The 16,319-nt window shown below is 28.8% G+C and carries 20 protein-coding genes; 17 read left to right on the top strand and 3 right to left on the bottom strand.

The window, feature by feature from the left end; translation table 11 throughout:
- The 6 genes from waaA to rimM all read left to right on the top strand — a co-directional run bounded on the left by waaA (position 1) and on the right by rimM (position 4,529).
- A complete protein-coding gene (waaA, locus tag AEBR_RS12265; RefSeq protein WP_129086818.1) occupies positions 1-1,152 on the top strand; it encodes a lipid IV(A) 3-deoxy-D-manno-octulosonic acid transferase in 1,152 nt (383 codons plus the stop codon).
- Entirely contained in the window at positions 1,153-1,902 is a 750-nt protein-coding gene (locus AEBR_RS12260) for a pseudouridine synthase family protein (protein ID WP_129086817.1), read from the top strand.
- A 144-nt stretch (positions 1,903-2,046) separates the two neighbouring features.
- A complete protein-coding gene (ffh, locus tag AEBR_RS12255; RefSeq protein WP_129086816.1) occupies positions 2,047-3,408 on the top strand; it encodes a signal recognition particle protein in 1,362 nt (453 codons plus the stop codon).
- Between the two features lie 90 nt (positions 3,409-3,498).
- Positions 3,499-3,726, top strand: a complete 228-nt coding sequence (gene rpsP / locus AEBR_RS12250) for a 30S ribosomal protein S16 (protein ID WP_129086815.1) — start codon at positions 3,499-3,501, stop codon at positions 3,724-3,726.
- Between the two features lie 20 nt (positions 3,727-3,746).
- Entirely contained in the window at positions 3,747-3,986 is a 240-nt protein-coding gene (locus AEBR_RS12245) for a KH domain-containing protein (RefSeq protein WP_128978695.1), read from the top strand.
- Positions 3,987-3,995: 9 nt separating this feature from the next.
- Entirely contained in the window at positions 3,996-4,529 is a 534-nt protein-coding gene (gene rimM / locus AEBR_RS12240; RefSeq protein WP_129086814.1) for a ribosome maturation factor RimM, read from the top strand.
- 5 nt (positions 4,530-4,534) lie between these two features.
- Here the strand turns inward: rimM and AEBR_RS12235 are convergent, their stop codons facing one another.
- The 3 genes from AEBR_RS12235 to flgG are packed head-to-tail and all read right to left on the bottom strand — an operon-like array spanning position 4,535 to position 6,996.
- Entirely contained in the window at positions 4,535-5,761 is a 1,227-nt protein-coding gene (locus tag AEBR_RS12235; RefSeq protein ID WP_129086813.1) for a hypothetical protein, read from the bottom strand.
- A complete protein-coding gene (locus AEBR_RS12230; protein WP_129086812.1) occupies positions 5,751-6,191 on the bottom strand; it encodes a hypothetical protein in 441 nt (146 codons plus the stop codon). The genes AEBR_RS12235 and AEBR_RS12230 overlap by 11 nt, the downstream gene beginning before the upstream one ends.
- A 16-nt stretch (positions 6,192-6,207) precedes the next feature.
- Positions 6,208-6,996, bottom strand: coding sequence for a flagellar basal-body rod protein FlgG (gene flgG, locus AEBR_RS12225; protein WP_129086811.1), 789 nt, complete (start codon positions 6,994-6,996; stop codon positions 6,208-6,210).
- Positions 6,997-7,157: 161 nt separating this feature from the next.
- On the opposite strand from flgG, the gene AEBR_RS12220 reads away from it, so the two are divergent.
- The 11 genes from AEBR_RS12220 to AEBR_RS12170 all read left to right on the top strand — a co-directional run bounded on the left by AEBR_RS12220 (position 7,158) and on the right by AEBR_RS12170 (position 16,309).
- On the top strand, positions 7,158-7,526 hold the full coding sequence (locus AEBR_RS12220) for a response regulator (protein WP_128978705.1): 369 nt from the start codon (positions 7,158-7,160) through the stop codon (positions 7,524-7,526).
- A 27-nt stretch (positions 7,527-7,553) separates the two neighbouring features.
- Positions 7,554-8,594, top strand: a complete 1,041-nt coding sequence (locus tag AEBR_RS12215; protein ID WP_129086810.1) for a hypothetical protein — start codon at positions 7,554-7,556, stop codon at positions 8,592-8,594.
- Between the two features lie 10 nt (positions 8,595-8,604).
- The gene (locus AEBR_RS12210) at positions 8,605-9,324 is read left to right on the top strand and encodes a flagellar hook-basal body protein (protein ID WP_128978709.1); all 720 of its coding nucleotides are present in this window, start codon (positions 8,605-8,607) and stop codon (positions 9,322-9,324) included.
- Positions 9,324-9,734, top strand: a complete 411-nt coding sequence (gene flgB, locus AEBR_RS12205) for a flagellar basal body rod protein FlgB (RefSeq protein ID WP_129086809.1) — start codon at positions 9,324-9,326, stop codon at positions 9,732-9,734. The genes AEBR_RS12210 and flgB overlap by 1 nt, the downstream gene beginning before the upstream one ends.
- 17 nt (positions 9,735-9,751) lie before the next feature.
- Positions 9,752-11,485 (top strand): flagellar basal-body MS-ring/collar protein FliF, encoded by a 1,734-nt coding sequence (gene fliF / locus AEBR_RS12200; protein WP_129086808.1) that lies wholly within the window; start codon positions 9,752-9,754, stop codon positions 11,483-11,485.
- A gap of 9 nt (positions 11,486-11,494) precedes the next feature.
- Entirely contained in the window at positions 11,495-12,499 is a 1,005-nt protein-coding gene (gene fliG / locus AEBR_RS12195) for a flagellar motor switch protein FliG (protein WP_129086807.1), read from the top strand.
- Positions 12,499-13,158, top strand: coding sequence for a FliH/SctL family protein (locus AEBR_RS12190; protein ID WP_129086806.1), 660 nt, complete (start codon positions 12,499-12,501; stop codon positions 13,156-13,158). The genes fliG and AEBR_RS12190 overlap by 1 nt, the downstream gene beginning before the upstream one ends.
- Before the next feature lie 76 nt (positions 13,159-13,234).
- Entirely contained in the window at positions 13,235-13,522 is a 288-nt protein-coding gene (locus tag AEBR_RS12185) for a FliM/FliN family flagellar motor switch protein (RefSeq protein WP_128978719.1), read from the top strand.
- Between the two features lie 35 nt (positions 13,523-13,557).
- Positions 13,558-13,887, top strand: coding sequence for a hypothetical protein (locus AEBR_RS12180; RefSeq protein WP_129086805.1), 330 nt, complete (start codon positions 13,558-13,560; stop codon positions 13,885-13,887).
- On the top strand, positions 13,862-15,889 hold the full coding sequence (locus AEBR_RS12175; RefSeq protein ID WP_129086804.1) for a tetratricopeptide repeat protein: 2,028 nt from the start codon (positions 13,862-13,864) through the stop codon (positions 15,887-15,889). The genes AEBR_RS12180 and AEBR_RS12175 overlap by 26 nt, the downstream gene beginning before the upstream one ends.
- A gap of 96 nt (positions 15,890-15,985) precedes the next feature.
- Positions 15,986-16,309, top strand: coding sequence for a flagellin (locus tag AEBR_RS12170; RefSeq protein WP_129086803.1), 324 nt, complete (start codon positions 15,986-15,988; stop codon positions 16,307-16,309).
- Positions 16,310-16,319: the final 10 nt, after the last annotated feature.

Below are 16,319 nucleotides of genomic sequence, written 5' to 3'. Positions count from 1 at the left end.
TTGAGCTTCTTTAGTGTGGTTTATTATATATTAGCTTCTTTAGCATATTTATTAATATTTCCATATTTACTATTTAAACTAAGAAATCCAAAATATAAAGTTGCAATACCCTCGAAATTTTTTTTAAAAGAGAATCCCTCTTTTAAAGAAGAGGGTATTTGGTTTCATACTTGTTCAATGGGAGAGACCAAAGCAATAAAACCTTTAGTTGATGAGTTTAAAAATAATTTCCCAATAAATATTTCAGTAATTACAAATACTGGATTTCAAGAGGCTAAAAAACTAACTACTAATGTTAGGTATCTTCCTTTTGAGATTTTTTTACCCTTTTGGATTAAAAAACAGAAGGTATTAGTTGTAATGGAAGCGGAGCTTTGGTATATGCTTTTTTTGTGTGCAAAAAAAAGAGGTGCAAAAACCTATTTGATAAATGCAAGAATCTCTGATAAATCTTATGCTTCATATAAAAAGTTCTCTTTTTTTTATAAGAAAATTTTTAAAAATATTGATAAAATTTTTGCCCAAACTCAAATTGATAAAAAAAGACTTTTAGAGCTTGGAGCAAAAGAAGTAGAAGTAATTGGAAATATTAAACTAGCGCAACTTCCGATAGTTACAAAAGAGCTAAAAAGAGTTGATGAAGTATTAATTACAGCTGGAAGTACCCATGAAAATGAAGAGAAGCTAATATTAGAGAGTTATAAAAAAGAGTTTGGGAAATTAGTAATTGTTCCAAGACACCCAGAGAGATTTGAAAAAGTAAATCTACTAATAGAAGAGTATATTAAAGATAAAAATCTTACATATCATAGATTTTCTTCAAATGAGAGTTTTGATTCTGATATAATATTAGTTGATAAATTAGGTGAGTTAAATAATATCTATGCAATTTCAGATGTGGTTATCTTAGGTGGTGCCTTTGAAAATATTGGTGGTCACAATCCAATCGAACCAGCTTATTTTGGTTGCAAGTTAATTAGTGGTAAAAATATATTTAATCAAAAATCACTCTTTGAGTGTGTGAATAATTATATATTAATTGAGAATGAAGAGTTAAGAAGTACCCTTGAAAATCTTCAAAATCTAAAGGGTGCAAAATTAGTACAAAAGGGTGATATTAACCCTATTATTGAAGAATTAAAAGGTTTATAAATGGCTGAATATGATAAAGCTTACAAAGTTTTAGCAAAACAAGAGGGGATCTCTAACTCAAAAGCAAAAGAGTTAATAGATAAAGGGCTTGTAAGGGCTCATGGTAAAAAAGTTATGATTGCAAGGGGTGAAATACCTGCTGATACAAAGTTTAGCGTAAAAGAGATGGCAAAGATAAAAGTTATATTTCAAGATGATGATATTTTAGCTTTAGATAAACCTTGCTTTATGACAAGTGATGAAGTAGCACAAAAATATCCAAAATATATTATGCTAAATAGACTTGACAAAGAGACAAGTGGTGTTATGCTTTTTGCAAAAAATGAAGAGTTTCAAAAAAAGGCTATTAAAGAGTTTAAAGATAATAGAGTCTATAAAGAGTATGTTGCAATTGTTGATGGGAAAGTAATAGAGACTATTGAGATTGATAAACCTATTTTAACTACAAAAGATAGAGGAATGGCAAAATCAAAGGTAGATAGTAAGGGAAAAAGTGCCAAATCAACTATTTATCCAATGCTTGTAGAGGGTAATAAATCTAAAGTAAAAGTTGTGATTGATACTGGACGAACCCATCAAATTAGAGTGCATTTAAGTAATGCTGGATTTCCTATTATTGGTGATGCAATGTATGGAAAAGTTGCTTCAAACATAAATAGAGTACTTCTTCACTCAAAAGTTACCAAAATATTTGATTACACATTTGAATCTCCTGAGCCAAAAGAGTTCAAAGTGTATGATTTTAACTAACCTTAAGCTTCCTGAAAATTAGAGTGCCCATTTCTAGGCACTCTTAAAATTGAAATAATTAAATTAACCTTAAACAACTACGTATTTAAACTTATTTAAAGGATAGTATAGATAAAATCCACAAAAAATAAGTTGGAGTTAGTTTTGTTTGATTCAATAACCGGTTCAATAATAAATGCAGTAAATAAGATTAGACACAAGGATGATGTTGCCTCTTTAAGTAGAGCATTATCTGAATTAAAAAAATCACTACTTAAAGCAGATGTTCACCATAAAACAACAAAAGATTTAGTAGCTGCAATTGAATTAGAAACAAAAAGAAATGGTATTGGACAAGACTCATTTTTAAAAGCTCTTAGAGGTGAATTAACAAATATCTTAACTACAAATGGTAATCAAGGTTTTGTATTTTCAAGTACTCCTCCTACTGTAATATTAATGACTGGACTTCAAGGTTCAGGAAAAACAACAACAACTGGTAAATTAGCAAACTATTTAAAACTAAGAAAGAAAAAAGTATTAGTTGCCGCTGCCGATTTACAAAGATTAGCAGCAGTTGAACAGTTAAAACAAATAGCTGCTCAAATAGAAGTAGATATCTATTTTGATGATAATGAAAAAGATCCTATAAAAATTGCTCTTGGAGCAAAAGAGAAAGCAAAAAAAGAACTTTATGATGTTCTTTTAATAGATACAGCTGGACGTTTAGCAATTGATGAAGAGTTAATGGCACAATTAAGTGATGTTAAAAAAGCAGTTAATCCAAATGAGATTTTTTATGTGGCTGATTCATTAACTGGTCATGATGCTACGAAAACTGCAACTTCATTTAAAGAGCAAATAGGAATAGATGGAGTTATTTTATCAAAATATGATGGTGATACAAAAGGTGGAGTTGCAATCTCTATTGCTCATCAAGTAGGTGTTCCTTTAAGATTTATTGGTATTGGTGAAAAAATGCCAGATTTGGAAGTTTTTATTCCAGATAGAATTGTATCTAGACTTATGGGAGCAGGGGACATTGAAGGTCTTGCTGAAAAAACTGCTGCTGTTATTGATGAGAAAAAAGCAAAAGAGGTTACTAAAAAGATTAAAAAAGGTGAGTTTAATTTTAATGACTTTTTAGATCAACTATCAATGATGAGTAAACTAGGTTCAATGAAATCTATTATTGGAATGATCCCAGGTCTTTCACAAATGGCAGGACCTATAAAAGATATGGACTTTGAAAACTCTGATGATATAAAAAGAATCAAAGCTTTAATTGGTTCAATGACACCAAAAGAGAGAGAAGACCCAAATCTAATGAATCCTTCTAGAAAAAGAAGAATTGCAATAGGTTCAGGACTTAGTGAAGTTCAAATAAACAAAATATTAAAACAGTTTAAAAATGCTTCAAAAATGGCAAAAAAACTCTCGTCAAAGGGTGGAATGAAAGGGCTTCAAAGTATGATGAAGCAAATGCAAGCTCCGGGTGGCCCTGGCGGATTTAATCTACCAAGATAGGCCTTGTTTTTTAGTATTGAGTTGTAAACTTATTAGAGTTTAGAATTCAATACTAAATATAAAAAAGAAACATAAAAAAAGGAAAAGAATATGACAGTAATTAGATTAACAAGAATGGGAAGAAACAAAAAACCATTTTACAGAATCGTTGTAACAGACTCAAGAAAGAGAAGAGATTCAGGATGGATTGAATCAATTGGATACTTTAACCCAGTTACTGAGCCAAAAGTATTAAAAATTGATGAAGAGAGATATAACTATTGGTTAAGCGTTGGTGCAAAACCATCTGAAAAAGTTAAAAAATTAGCATCTAAGTAATTATAGTATAAAATAATAACATGATTACAAATTTTATAGAGAGTTATGCAAAACTTATAGTTAGTAAGCCTGAAGATGTTTCAATAACAACTAATATAATTGATGAAACATTTACAGAGATAACCATTAAAGCTGATAGTTCTGATATTGGGAAACTAATTGGTAAAAATGGTAACATGATTAATGCTTTAAAAACTATGGCAAATGGTTGCAAAGCAAAAGATGGTGTTTCTTACAAAATACAGGTTTTAGCAAACTAACTTTCGTTAATGAAAAACAGAGTATATGTTGGAAAATTAGGGAAAGCAGTTGGTCTAAAAGGTCACTTAAGACTTTTTATTGACTCTGATTTTCCTGAACAATTCAAAAAAGGTGCTATCTTTAGCACAAATAAAAAATTGACTTTAAAAGTCGAAGAGTATATCCCCTCAAGAGAGCTAATCAAATTTGAAAATTATGATGATTTAGAGACCTCTAAAAAGCTTACAAATCAAGAACTTTATGTATCACAAGAGGATAGCAAAAACAATTGTAATTTGGAAAAAAATGAGTACTTTTGGTTTGATATAATTGATTGTAAAATTATTGAGGATGAAAAAGTTCTAGGATATGTAAAAGATATCCATAGATATCCACTTGATGACTATCTTGAAGTTGTAACTGAAACAAAACTTGTAGATGAGTTAAAACTTCCTAAAACTTTTTTAATACCATACAAAAGAGATACTTATATATTAAGTGTTGATATTGATAAAAAGATAATTGAGACTAAAGATTGTTATGCAATATTAGAAAACTCGTAAGTCTTCTAATATTTACATCTTTTATTGTACTCTTCAGCAGTAAAATCTACCAAATAAGCATCTTTGTAACCATTTTCCATTAAATTAGAAAATACTTTTTCTCTCTCATTTTGTGAATCAAATGGCCCAAAATAGATTTCTATATTGTTTTTTGTATCTCTACATAGCGAGATGTTTTTATTATATTTTTCAATATCATCAAGATATGTCTTAAATAGTTCACCTTTTATAGTAGCTACATTAATAAAAGAGAGGAAGCTTTTTGTTACAATTTTTGTTGCTTCTTCTTTTGGCATTTGTTCTTGTGATACAAGTTGTTGCTCTTGTGTTTGTGCACTATTTTCATCAGTATTAGCATTATCTTCTTGTGGCGTTTGTGCTACATCTGTAGTTGGATTTTCGCTATTAGTATCTTCTTTTGCAGGTGCATTAACTGCAGGTTTATTTTCACTAGAAGTTCCATTTAAAATCTGATTTTTTTTCTCTTCTAGCTCTTTTTTTGCCTCTTCTTGTAGTTTCAAAAACTCTTCTTGTTGCTGTTTTATAGCAAGTTGTTGTTCCTCAAGAGCTTTTTTCTCTTCTTGTATTTTTGTGAGTTGGTTAGCAAGTTTTAGTTCTTCTTCTTTTTTCTTCTCTTCAATCTCTTTTTGCATCTCCTCCTCTTTTCTTTTTTTCTCTTCCTCTATTTTTTTCTCTTCTGCTTCTAGCTCTTCTTGGCTCATAATCTCTTTTTTTGTAAGCATATTGAGTTTTTTGTTAAGCTCTTTTTTGTTTATATCATTTTCATTAAATACAACTTCAGGTTCAACTTTTTTAATCTCTTTAACAACTTTTGTTTCTACAACAGGTTTTGGGTCAAAAAAACCAGAAAAATATAGTATGATTCCAATTAATAAAACAACAGACAATAAAGCGGCAATTGCAATTAAAACTTTAAATATTTTTGGTTGTTTTTTTTGAATTGGGAAATCTTCTTCATCAATACTATTATTTAAAGAGCCATCTTTATCTTCATTTTCAATAACATTTTCTTTATTAGCACTTTTGCTTTTTGAGTTTTCGTTAAGAACTGGTTCTAACTCATCATCAGATTCATCATTTTGATTTTTTCTTTTATCATCTCTAATTGAAAGTTTTGCTAATGCGTCCGCTTCATTAGTAGGTTCTTTAGATTCAGAATCTCCTGAGCCTACGATTTCATCTATTATCTCTTCATCACTCTTATTTTTCATTGTTATACTTCTCTCTTCTTTTTTCTTTTTGTTTCTCTAAGATTTTTTCTTTATTCTTTCTATAATACTCTTTTCTATACTCTTTTAATTCCTCTTTTCTTTTTTCTCTATAATTTTTGTCATATTCAAGTCTTTTATTTCTATTTGTTTTATAGTAGTTCTGTTTTTTTTCTTTATACTCTTCAATTTTAAGAAGAATTTGTTCTTTTCTATCATCTACATGGGCTTTTTGCTTTTTTGCAATAAGTTTAATATTTGCTGCAAAATTTTCATTATTAAGTTCTTGTGAGTAGTCAATCTCTTTATAATTTTTATATTTGGTATTACTATTTTTTTCTTTACTTTTTAAGTAATACTCTCTTTTTTTCTTTTTATGTTTTGCAAAATTTGTATCTCTAAGTTTTTTTAACTTTTCAAAATCTACAGACATGTTTAATATAAATTACTTAGTTTTTTAATTGGTTAACAATAGCTAACATATCATCAGCTGTTGAAATTGATTTAGAGTTTGCTTCATAAGCTCTTTGTGCAGTAATTAAATCAACCATTTCATTTACAAGTTTTACGTTAGAAAGCTCAATCATACCTTGAGAGATTGAACCAAATTGCTCTTCTGTAGCAACCCCTTCAATTGGGTCACCTGACGCATCACTTGAAAGATAAAGTGAATTACCAAGGGGAGTTAAACCTGCAGGATTAATAAAATCAACAAGTGTAATTTGTCCTAATTCTGTTATCTCACCAGTTTGAGGGTCCTCGGCACTAACTGTTCCATCATTAGCAATACTAACTTTAATTAGATTTTCAGGTATAGTTATTTGAGGTTCTAGTAAATATCCACTTCCATTTACTAAATTACCTTCATTATCTAATTTAAATGCTCCACCTCTAGTATATGCAATATCACCATTTGGCATTGTTATTTGAAAAAATCCATTTCCTTGAATTGCTAAGTCAAGGGTATTATTGGTTGTTTGAAGGTCACCTTCTTTAAAGTTTTTTTGAACTCCTGATGTTTTTACTCCAAGTCCAACATCAATACCTGTCGGATTCATGGTAGTTTCTGAGGTCAAGCCCGAAGTATAGTTTAAGCTTTCATACATTAAGTCTTGAAACTCTGCTCTGTCTTGCTTAAATCCTATAGTATTTACGTTTGCAATATTGTTTGAAGTTACATCAATTTGATTTTGCATCGCGTTCATTCCCGTTGCAGCTGTGTAAAGACCTCTAATCATGGTAATCCTTTTATTTTTGTAGCATTAAATAATTATATTTAAAGATTTTTTAAAGTTAGATAAATTGCTAATTAAAAAATAATTATATATTAAGTGTAAATTTAAAACATTTCTTATATAATAAAAAGATTTTGAATACAGTTTTGAAAAAAGGTAATGTTATGAAAATATTGATTGTTGATGATAGTTCTACAATGAGAAGAATTATTGGTAATGTTGTCATGCAATTAGGTTATACGAAAGAAGACTTCAATGAAGCCGAAGATGGTGTAAAAGCATGGAAATTATTGGAAGAGTCTCAATATGATATCATTTTAACAGACTGGAATATGCCTAATATGAATGGTTTAGAACTAGTCAAAAAAGTAAGAAGTGAAGGGAAACATCAAAAAACTCCTATAATCATGATTACTACTGAAGGTGGGAAAAATGAGGTAATTACTGCATTAAAAGCTGGAGTTAATAACTATATAGTTAAACCATTTAATGCAGAAGTGTTAAAAGAGAAACTAGACGGAGTTTTGAAATAGTTTAAAATATCAATTAAGGTGTAGATTATGAGTATGAGTCAAGAAGAGATTGAGTCTTTGATGAATGGTTTGGAGTTTAAAGATGATGAGGCAAGCTCTGAACCAGAAGAAGAGAAGGCAGAGTCTCAGGACAATATGTCTGAAGATGATATTAATGCATTGATAGCACAAACTGGCGATTTATCTAAAGAAGAAGCCAAAAGTGCAGAAGAAGATGAATCAGTTGATGATATTTTAAATAGTCTTGAAAATGTTGAAGTCTCTGAAGAGTCTAATGATGAAACGAATATAGATGACATTATTAAAGAGTTAGAAGCTAGTGGTTCTAATGAAGAGGAAAATAAAGTTGTAGAAGAGGAAAAAGAACCTACAATAGAAGAGACTATTGCTGCTTCAAATGAACAAATTTCTACAGATAATATAGATGAACTTCTCTCTTCAATTGATGGTATAACAGAAGAGGAAGAAGTTAAACCAAAAGAGAATAAAGAGGAATCTCATAAAGATGATTTAGATCATAAAATAAATAGTGGTGTTTTTCCTTTTCCTGTTGAAGAGGACACTAAAGTTGTTAGTCAATTAAGTGCTGTTGCAACTGATTCTGAAGAAAAAGCTAGTAAAATTTTTGATGTTTTAAGTAATATCTTAGATTATAACAATGCAATTCAAAAAGATATTAAAGCCTTAAGTAACTTTAGTGAAAAACAGATAAATATGCTCTCTTCTTTAAATCAAAAATTTCCTAATATAGAATCTTTTAAACAAAATTTAGAGTTTGCAAAACAGATGAGTGAACATATAAGTGATGCAAATGAAAAGTTAAATAGTGGAAATACTGAGATTTTTCAGGCAATGGAATTGATGCAATATCATGATATTAATAGACAAAAAATTGAAAGAGTTATGTCTGTTATTAGAAAGTTAACAATTTATCTAAATAATCTATTTGAAGATCAAGAAGGAAGACCAGAAGTTGCTGTTGCAAGACATATACATGGAGATTCTAGTACAGATGATTTAATGGCAGGTGATGATTTAGAGGCATTAATAGCAGAGTTTAATAAATAAGGAGTTTAATATGAATCAAGGTACTTATCCTTTAGCTGCATCAATGGTAAACCAGATCAATAGAATTGATGTTGTATCAAATAATTTAGCTAATATCAATACTCACGGGTTTAAACAAGAGGATACTACTGAAGGTTCTTTTAACTATTATCTTCAAAGAGCTCAAAATGAAGGTTTTACTCCAACAAAAATAAATACTGTAACAAATACTATACCTAAAATGGATAGTAAGTATATAAATAGTGAAATGGGTCCAATAATGCCAACTGGTAATGCTTTGGATTTTGCTTTAAATAGTAGTGATACTTTTTTTAGAGTTCAAGATAGCAGCGGAGAGGTTGTATATACAAGAGATGGGGCATTTAAAAATTTGAATGGTTTTTTAGTTGATTCAAATGGACAATTTGTATTAGGAAATGATAATGGTCCAATTGAAGTAGCTGATGATTTTCAAAACCAAATTTCAATTGCAAAAATTTCTTATACAGATATAGAAAAGTATAAAGATAACAACTATAAAGAGAAAGATGGTGCAGCAGTACAAGTTCTAGAAAATATTGAAGGAGAATTGATTCAAGGAGCTATAGAGAAATCTAATGTTAACTCTGTTTCAAGTATGGTTCAACTCATTGAAGCACATAGAAGTTTTGAGCAGTCTCAAAAGGCAGTTAGTTCAATAGATCAGATGAATGGAAAATTAATAGATAAACTTGGGAATAATAACAGCTAATGGAAGCAAGTAAAGTAACAGGTCTTTTATTTGACCAATTAAGTTTTAGAAATGATAGACAAAATGTTATATCAAGTAATATAGCAAATATTAACACGCCAAATTATAAAACAAAAGATTTAGTTTTTGAAGATGAACTACAAAAAGCTAATAACAGTAATGATTTATCTCTTACAACAACAAGTTCAATGCATATTGCAGGATCAAATGATAGTTTAAAACAACAAGAAAAGTCTAAACTTATTGAATTAAAGGGTTTAGAAGAACAGAATGATGGTAATAATGTAAATTTAGATTCACAAATGAGTGAAATGTCTAAAAACAAAGTTATATTCGATGCATTACAATCATCAATCAAAAAAGATTCTACATGGTTTAAATCTGTTATTGAATCGTCAGCAAAAAATTAATTTAGGGTATTTGTTATATGGATCAACTTTTAAAGTTTATTAATAATCTCAACTCTGCGCAAAGAGCTGTGATTATAGGTGGTTTTTCTGTTCTTTTTATATTGTTAATTGGTTTATTATTATATTCAAATATAAAAGCAGAAGATAAAAAATTAAATTATACAATAGCATCAAATTTGACTAAAAACCAGGTAATGCTAGCTTCAAATGAGTTAGAAGCATCAGGAATAGATTTTTCAGTTGTTGGTAGTGGAGATAATTTAACACTAAAAACATCAAAAGATTTTATAAATATTGCAAAAATAAAACTTGTTACAAGTGAAGCGGCTACTAGTAACCATGTTGGTTGGGAAATATTTGAAAAATCTTCACTGGGTACCACTAACTTTGAAAATAAAGTTAAATATTTAAGAGCACTTGAAGGTGAACTTTCACGATCATTAGAATCCCTTTCTGGAGTTTTACGAGCAAGTGTAAAAATAGCAATACCAAAAGAAACAATTTTTACAGAAAGAAGAACTGAACCAACAGCCTCTGCTGTTATCTCTATGAAGCCAGGTGTTTATTTAACACAAAAACAGATTGATGGAATCAAAAATTTTATTGCATCAGCTGTTTCAGATTTGAAAGTTGAAAATATACAATTAATAGACCAAGATGGTGCACTTTTACAAATGTCTTCTGATGATTTAGATAACCAAAAATCTATGGCACAGAATAAATATAAACAGAAGCTTGAAGAGGATTATGAGAGAAAGATAGTTGCTCTACTTGAACCTTTTGTTGGTGTTGGAAGAGTTGTTGCAAGAGTTAGTTTGGATTTAGAGTTTAAAAAGAGACATATCCAACAAGAGATATATGACCCAGAAGGGACAATTAGAAGTCAACAAACAGATGAATCTGAGAGCAGTTCTAGTGGAACTAAAGATAGTACAGGAGGAGTTGCAGGAGTTGATAGTAATATTCAAGTTCCAGAAAATGCAACAGGGAATAACTCTTCAAAATCAAATTCTGTTGTAACAAAAAATATCACTAATTATGAAATATCTAAAAAAGTTATTGATGAAAAGAACAATAACTACTCTACAATAAAAAGAGTGACTGCTGCTGTTACTTTTGACTCAACTGTTTTAGAAGGTATTCAAAATAGAGATGAATTTTTAGCTTCTATTCAATCAATTGTTCAAGATACCATTGGATATGACCCAAAAAGAGAAGATAAGATAACTGTTAAAGATTTTAAATTTATTGGTGTAGCTAATGGTACACAAGCCAATGGAACTAGACTTGATGAAAATGGTAATGTTATTGTATCTCAAGATGATGAAGTTGATCAAGTATCAAAAATAAGAACTATTTTAAAAGAGTTCTCTGAGTATATCCAGTACTTAATAGCTGCAATTCTTCTTTTTGTTTTTTATAAAAAATTTATTGTCAACCATGAAATTGTGATTCTTGGGGAAAAAGGTGGTAAAAAACTTGATAAAGATGGTAATCCAATAGATAAAAATCTAATGGATGGCTTTATGTCAGATTATGAGGATGAGTTTGATGCAAATTCTGCACAAGGAAGACTTAAAGCAAAAGTAAAAAGCCAGATTCTAAATAATATTGAAGGTTTAGATGAAGAGAGTGCTGCAAAATATGAGGTACTTATTGAGGCATTAGATAAAGAGATTAATAATAATCCAGAAAGTATTGCAAAAATGCTGGAGCTCCTTCTCACTGAAGGTAGCGGTAAATTTAAGTAAGGTTTATAAATGGCAGAAGTAAAAGATATTCTAAAGGGCATGAGTATGCTCGAGAAGGTTGCTAAATTTTGCGTTTTAATTGGAGAAGAAGCTACAGTTAAAATATTTCAGCATATGCCTAAACACCTTGTGGAAGAGATATCAACAGCGATTACAATGATTAATGCAATTGACAAAGAGACATCTTTGGCAATATTAGAAGAGTTTCATCTATTTACAAGATCAAAATCATTTATTAGTTCAGGTGGTTATGATTATGCAAAGGATATTTTATATAAATCACTAGGTAAAGCTGAAGCTGATGAGGTCTTAGCAAAACTATCTAGAATGAAACTAGCTTCACAGTCTTTTGCGTATTTGGATGCCATTAATCCAAAGCAGTTATCAGACTTTATTAAAGAGGAATCACCTCAAACTATTGCAGTAATTTTGTCTCATATGGAGCCTCATAAAGCAGCAGAGGTCTTAACACAACTTGATGAAGATATTAAAGTTAAAGTTACAATGCAAATGGCTACAATAAAAGATGTATCCCCTGATGTTGTTAGAACGATATCTGTAGTTTTAGAGAAAAAACTTGAATCTCTATTATCTTCTATTGTTACTGTTGGTGGGGTTAAAGTTGTTGCTGATATGTTAAATAGATTAGGTCCAAGGGCACAAGATATTCTTAAAAATATTAATGGGGTTGATACTTCATTAGCAACAAAAATTAAAGAGAATATGTTTGTATTTGAAGATTTATTAAAACTTGATTCAGAGTATATAATGAAAATCTTACAAAATGTTGATACAGCAGATGTTGCAACAGCAATGAAAAATGCAACAGATGAAGATATGCAAAAAGTATTAAGTGCTATGTCACAAAGAGCTAGTGAAAGATTTAAAGAAGAGTTTGAAATGCTTACAAAAGTTAAAATTAAAGATATTGAAACAGCACAAAGAAAAATGCTTGATGTTGCCCAAAAAATGATTGAAGAGGGTGCAATTGATAGAGATATGGATGCACAATAATGGATAAAAATAACGTTTACTCAACAGCAAAAATAGTTAATGGTGAGCAACAAGTAGAGAATTATAAATTAGGCTCTTTTGTTCAAAATTCAGCAGATGGTACACAAAACAACAATCAAACTTACTTAAATGATAGAGCAATTAATGGTAATATTGATCCTTTTTTAACGGAAGTTAAACTTTTAGCTCAAAAATTTGATCAAATGAATCAAAGAATTGCAAATATTGAAAGTGGTGGGAAAACAGGAAAAGAGATTGATGCTCAAGTGGTTCAAGCAATAAAAGATTTGAAGCATTATGCAAACTTTTTTGAACAAGCAACCTTTCAAATGGAGTCAAAACTGTTGAAGACTTCAGTCTCTATTGCTCAAAAAATCATCTCAATTGAAATAGGTGAAAATTCAACAAAAATAGCAAAACAGACAATAACACATCTTTTAGAAAAAATTAAAAATGCATCAAAAATTATAATTCATCTAAATCCAAAAGATTATGAAATTTTAAGACATGACCTAAATTTGGAAAATCATATACAGCTTGTTGAAGATATAAACGTAACAGCTGGTGGTGTAGTAATTGCCAGTGACTTAGGTAATTTCGATGGAAACATTGAAGCAAAAGTAAATAGTATGCTTGAGTCATTGGATATGGTTATATAGATTTTGACATTTGGTTTAGATTGTTTTAAATAACTTTTTTTTATGATATGGTTAATGCTTTAATAAAGAAGAAAAAATGGAAATAACTGAAAGAGATTATGACTTATTAGTTGATACACAAATTGTGGTTGACGTTATGTTAGGTAATGCAAATATAACAATAAAAGAGTTCTTGGATTTAAGTCCAGGAGATGTGCTCTCTTTAGATAAAGCTGCCGGAAGTGGTGGTGATATATATGTAAATAAAAGAATCATAGGAACAGGAGATATAATTGTAATGGATGAAAAACTTGCAGTTAGAGTTCAAGAAGCTATGGATTCTGATAATGTAGTTAGATATTTCTTCGAAGAAAATACTATATAATTTATTGGCAGAATTTTAAAATATAAAGGTAAAAGTTGGAAAATTTATTATTAGTTGTTTTATTTGGTGTTTTACTTTTATACTTTTTTTCTAGTACAAATGTATATAAATCATTGTATAGAAAAGTTAATGAAGAGAAAAGTATTATAGAAGAAGAGAATAAAAGACTTCAAGATATAATTGAAAAATATGAAAAGCAGGTTAAAGTAAGTGCTGGAACACTAAAAAACAATCAAGATAACCTCAAAGTAGCTAGAGATGATTTACAAAAATTAAGATTAGAAAATGCAGAATTAAAACATCAACTAGAGATTATTGAGAAAAGAGCAGATGAGCTTTATGCACAAGTTAACACTATGGTTTAATAGCTTTAAAAAAGTTTATTTTTTTATTTTTTTAATAGTTTCTTTAGTTAGCAACTCATATGCAAAAGATGATATATTAGAGTCTCAACCAGAAATACCTTTTAAATATGATAAATTAAAAGAGTCTCAGAATCGTTTAAAACTACAAGTTGATTTTAACAAAGCTATTTTAATGTTAGAGAGAGAAGAGTATCAAAAATCAATTGATTTGTTTAAAGAGACTTCATCAATTCTCAAAATACCATCTTTTTTAAATATTGGAATCGCTTATTATAAAATGGGTCAAACCCAAAATGCACTTCTATATTTAAACAATATTTATAATTATAAAGAGGCCTCTGTAACGGATACTTATTCATATATTTCTGCATGTTTTTATCTCTATCAAATTGAAAAAGATAGGGACTATTTAGAGACAATAATTGAAGTAACTAAAAAGTATAAAAGTTTAACTGAACATTCAAAAAGATTACTTGCTGATACATATATAATATTAAAAGATTATGAAAAAGCGTTGGATATATTAAATACTATGGAGTTTCCAATGGAGCTTAAAAAAGCAATGCTCTATTTGAAACTTAATGATTATGTAAAAGCGGAAACTCATCTGTCAAAAGCAAAAAATGAGACTTTTAATCGTGAAAAAAGAGATTTGATTCTATGGCTAATGGTCTTTAGAGATTTAAAAGCAAATGAGATTGATAAACTAAAAGAGCATATAGAAGAGTTAAAGAAAATAAAAGATGATTTAAAAGTTAACTTAGAATATCCATTAGAAATATTTTTTAATCAAAATAAATATACAGCAAATGAGTATTTTAAATCAATAACTAAATTTGATTTTAATAGACAAATAGACTTTTTATTTTACTTTGCACCATTTATCTTTTCAGATTATGAAGAGATAATGTATGATATTTCAAAAGGGTTTATTTTTAAAAATAAACAAAATGTTGAGAGTCTTGAACAAATGGTCAAGTTTAATGCTGATTTTATAGCAATAATTCAAGATGACCCAATAATAAGAGTTGATAAAATGAAAGCCTTGTTAAGAGACAATTCTAATTCATATGTATTTTATAATCTAGCTCTTTGTTATGCACAAATTGATGATTTCCATAATGCTTATAAGTATTTTACAAAGGCATATAAACTTAATCCAGGAAATAAACTTTATGCAGCTATGATGATAATCAGTGCACAAAAAATTCATGTAAAAATAAAAGATATGGATTATGTTGTTTTAAATATAAAATCAAAAGAGGGAATGTATAACTATTTTGGTCAAATTTTATATAAATTTTTTGTAGAACCAAAATATAAAGTTGATTTTGATCCACTTAATTACAAAGCAACAATATTTTATAAAGCAATAAATTTTTTATATGATATGCAAGAGAATAAACTTGATATAAATAATTCTTTATTTACAGAGCACTATAAAGATCCTTTGGTATATTTAATGAAATTAGCCTTTAGAAGAGAAGGAGAAAATAATTTTAATTACTTTTCTAGAGTACAAGATGAAACACCTTTAAAAATTAATAACAATTTTGTAGATGCTCCTTTAGTTGTTACAAGATATTATATTGATTTGTTAAAAGCTATTGGGTTATTTTATAAAGCTGATTTTACAATTGCTTCAGCGGAATCTCCATCATATTTACGTACAAAAGCATTAAGAGAACTTCATGAACATAAACCAGAAGAGAGTTTACAAATATTAGATGCGTTACAAAAACAGTATAAACTAGAAGATAAATATACAATGTATTTAATGGTAGCAGCATACCTAGAAGCAGGTAGATATAATGAGGCGTCACTTCAAATATCTCTTATTAAAGCATTATTAAATGATGGAAGTGCAGATTTTTTAACTGGGGTACAACTTATTCAAGAGTTAAAATTTTCAAGTTCATCACAATATTTTGTAAGACCTTATTATGATGATTTTATAGATTTTAAAATTCTCAATTTTGAAGAGTTACTCGAATCTCTATAGTACAAAATTAATAATTTTCTTATTTTTAAGTCTTTCTACCCATATTTAGGTTTTTTTTGCTATAATAATTAAACTCTATGCTTTAAGGAGGGTATTATGGAATTAGGTAAAATTGCTGAAATAGATAACGCTCAAACTAATCATATTAAAAAGATTCAAACTGTACAAGAAGTTGATGAAAACTACCGTGTAGTAGACAATGAAGAACATAAAAAAGCTCAACTTAAAATAACAGATAGTAGTCTTAATGAAGTTATTTTAGATAATGTAAAGTTTGGTTATAATAAAAGTTCAAAAGATTTATTTGTCAAAGTTATAAGAGGTGATGCTGAATATAAATATCCAACAGAGGATATGATGAGAATTAAAGCTCAACTTCTGAAAGATATTGAGAATACGCAAAAAAAAGTCACTCAATAATTAATAAAAT

Source organism: Halarcobacter ebronensis, assembly GCF_013201825.1.
In the GTDB taxonomy this organism is placed as follows: Bacteria; Campylobacterota; Campylobacteria; order Campylobacterales; family Arcobacteraceae; genus Halarcobacter; species Halarcobacter ebronensis.
Note: the sequence above shows the minus strand (reverse complement) of the source record. Positions and strands in the feature narration are given on the sequence as shown.

Bases quoted from the DNA above. Each gene is read 5' to 3' on its own strand.
- AEBR_RS12260 (WP_129086817.1), top strand. From the start codon at position 1,153: ATGGCTGAATATGATAAAGCTTACAAAGTTTTAGCAAAACAAGAGGGG.
- rpsP (WP_129086815.1), top strand. From the start codon at position 3,499: ATGACAGTAATTAGATTAACAAGAATGGGAAGAAACAAAAAACCATTT.
- AEBR_RS12245 (WP_128978695.1), top strand. From the start codon at position 3,747: ATGATTACAAATTTTATAGAGAGTTATGCAAAACTTATAGTTAGTAAG.
- rimM (WP_129086814.1), top strand. From the start codon at position 3,996: ATGAAAAACAGAGTATATGTTGGAAAATTAGGGAAAGCAGTTGGTCTA.
- AEBR_RS12235 (WP_129086813.1), bottom strand. From the start codon at position 5,761: ATGAAAAATAAGAGTGATGAAGAGATAATAGATGAAATCGTAGGCTCA.
- AEBR_RS12230 (WP_129086812.1), bottom strand. From the start codon at position 6,191: ATGTCTGTAGATTTTGAAAAGTTAAAAAAACTTAGAGATACAAATTTT.
- flgG (WP_129086811.1), bottom strand. From the start codon at position 6,996: ATGATTAGAGGTCTTTACACAGCTGCAACGGGAATGAACGCGATGCAA.
- AEBR_RS12220 (WP_128978705.1), top strand. From the start codon at position 7,158: ATGAAAATATTGATTGTTGATGATAGTTCTACAATGAGAAGAATTATT.
- AEBR_RS12215 (WP_129086810.1), top strand. From the start codon at position 7,554: ATGAGTATGAGTCAAGAAGAGATTGAGTCTTTGATGAATGGTTTGGAG.
- AEBR_RS12210 (WP_128978709.1), top strand. From the start codon at position 8,605: ATGAATCAAGGTACTTATCCTTTAGCTGCATCAATGGTAAACCAGATC.
- flgB (WP_129086809.1), top strand. From the start codon at position 9,324: ATGGAAGCAAGTAAAGTAACAGGTCTTTTATTTGACCAATTAAGTTTT.
- fliF (WP_129086808.1), top strand. From the start codon at position 9,752: ATGGATCAACTTTTAAAGTTTATTAATAATCTCAACTCTGCGCAAAGA.
- fliG (WP_129086807.1), top strand. From the start codon at position 11,495: ATGGCAGAAGTAAAAGATATTCTAAAGGGCATGAGTATGCTCGAGAAG.
- AEBR_RS12190 (WP_129086806.1), top strand. From the start codon at position 12,499: ATGGATAAAAATAACGTTTACTCAACAGCAAAAATAGTTAATGGTGAG.
- AEBR_RS12185 (WP_128978719.1), top strand. From the start codon at position 13,235: ATGGAAATAACTGAAAGAGATTATGACTTATTAGTTGATACACAAATT.
- AEBR_RS12175 (WP_129086804.1), top strand. From the start codon at position 13,862: ATGCACAAGTTAACACTATGGTTTAATAGCTTTAAAAAAGTTTATTTT.
- AEBR_RS12170 (WP_129086803.1), top strand. From the start codon at position 15,986: ATGGAATTAGGTAAAATTGCTGAAATAGATAACGCTCAAACTAATCAT.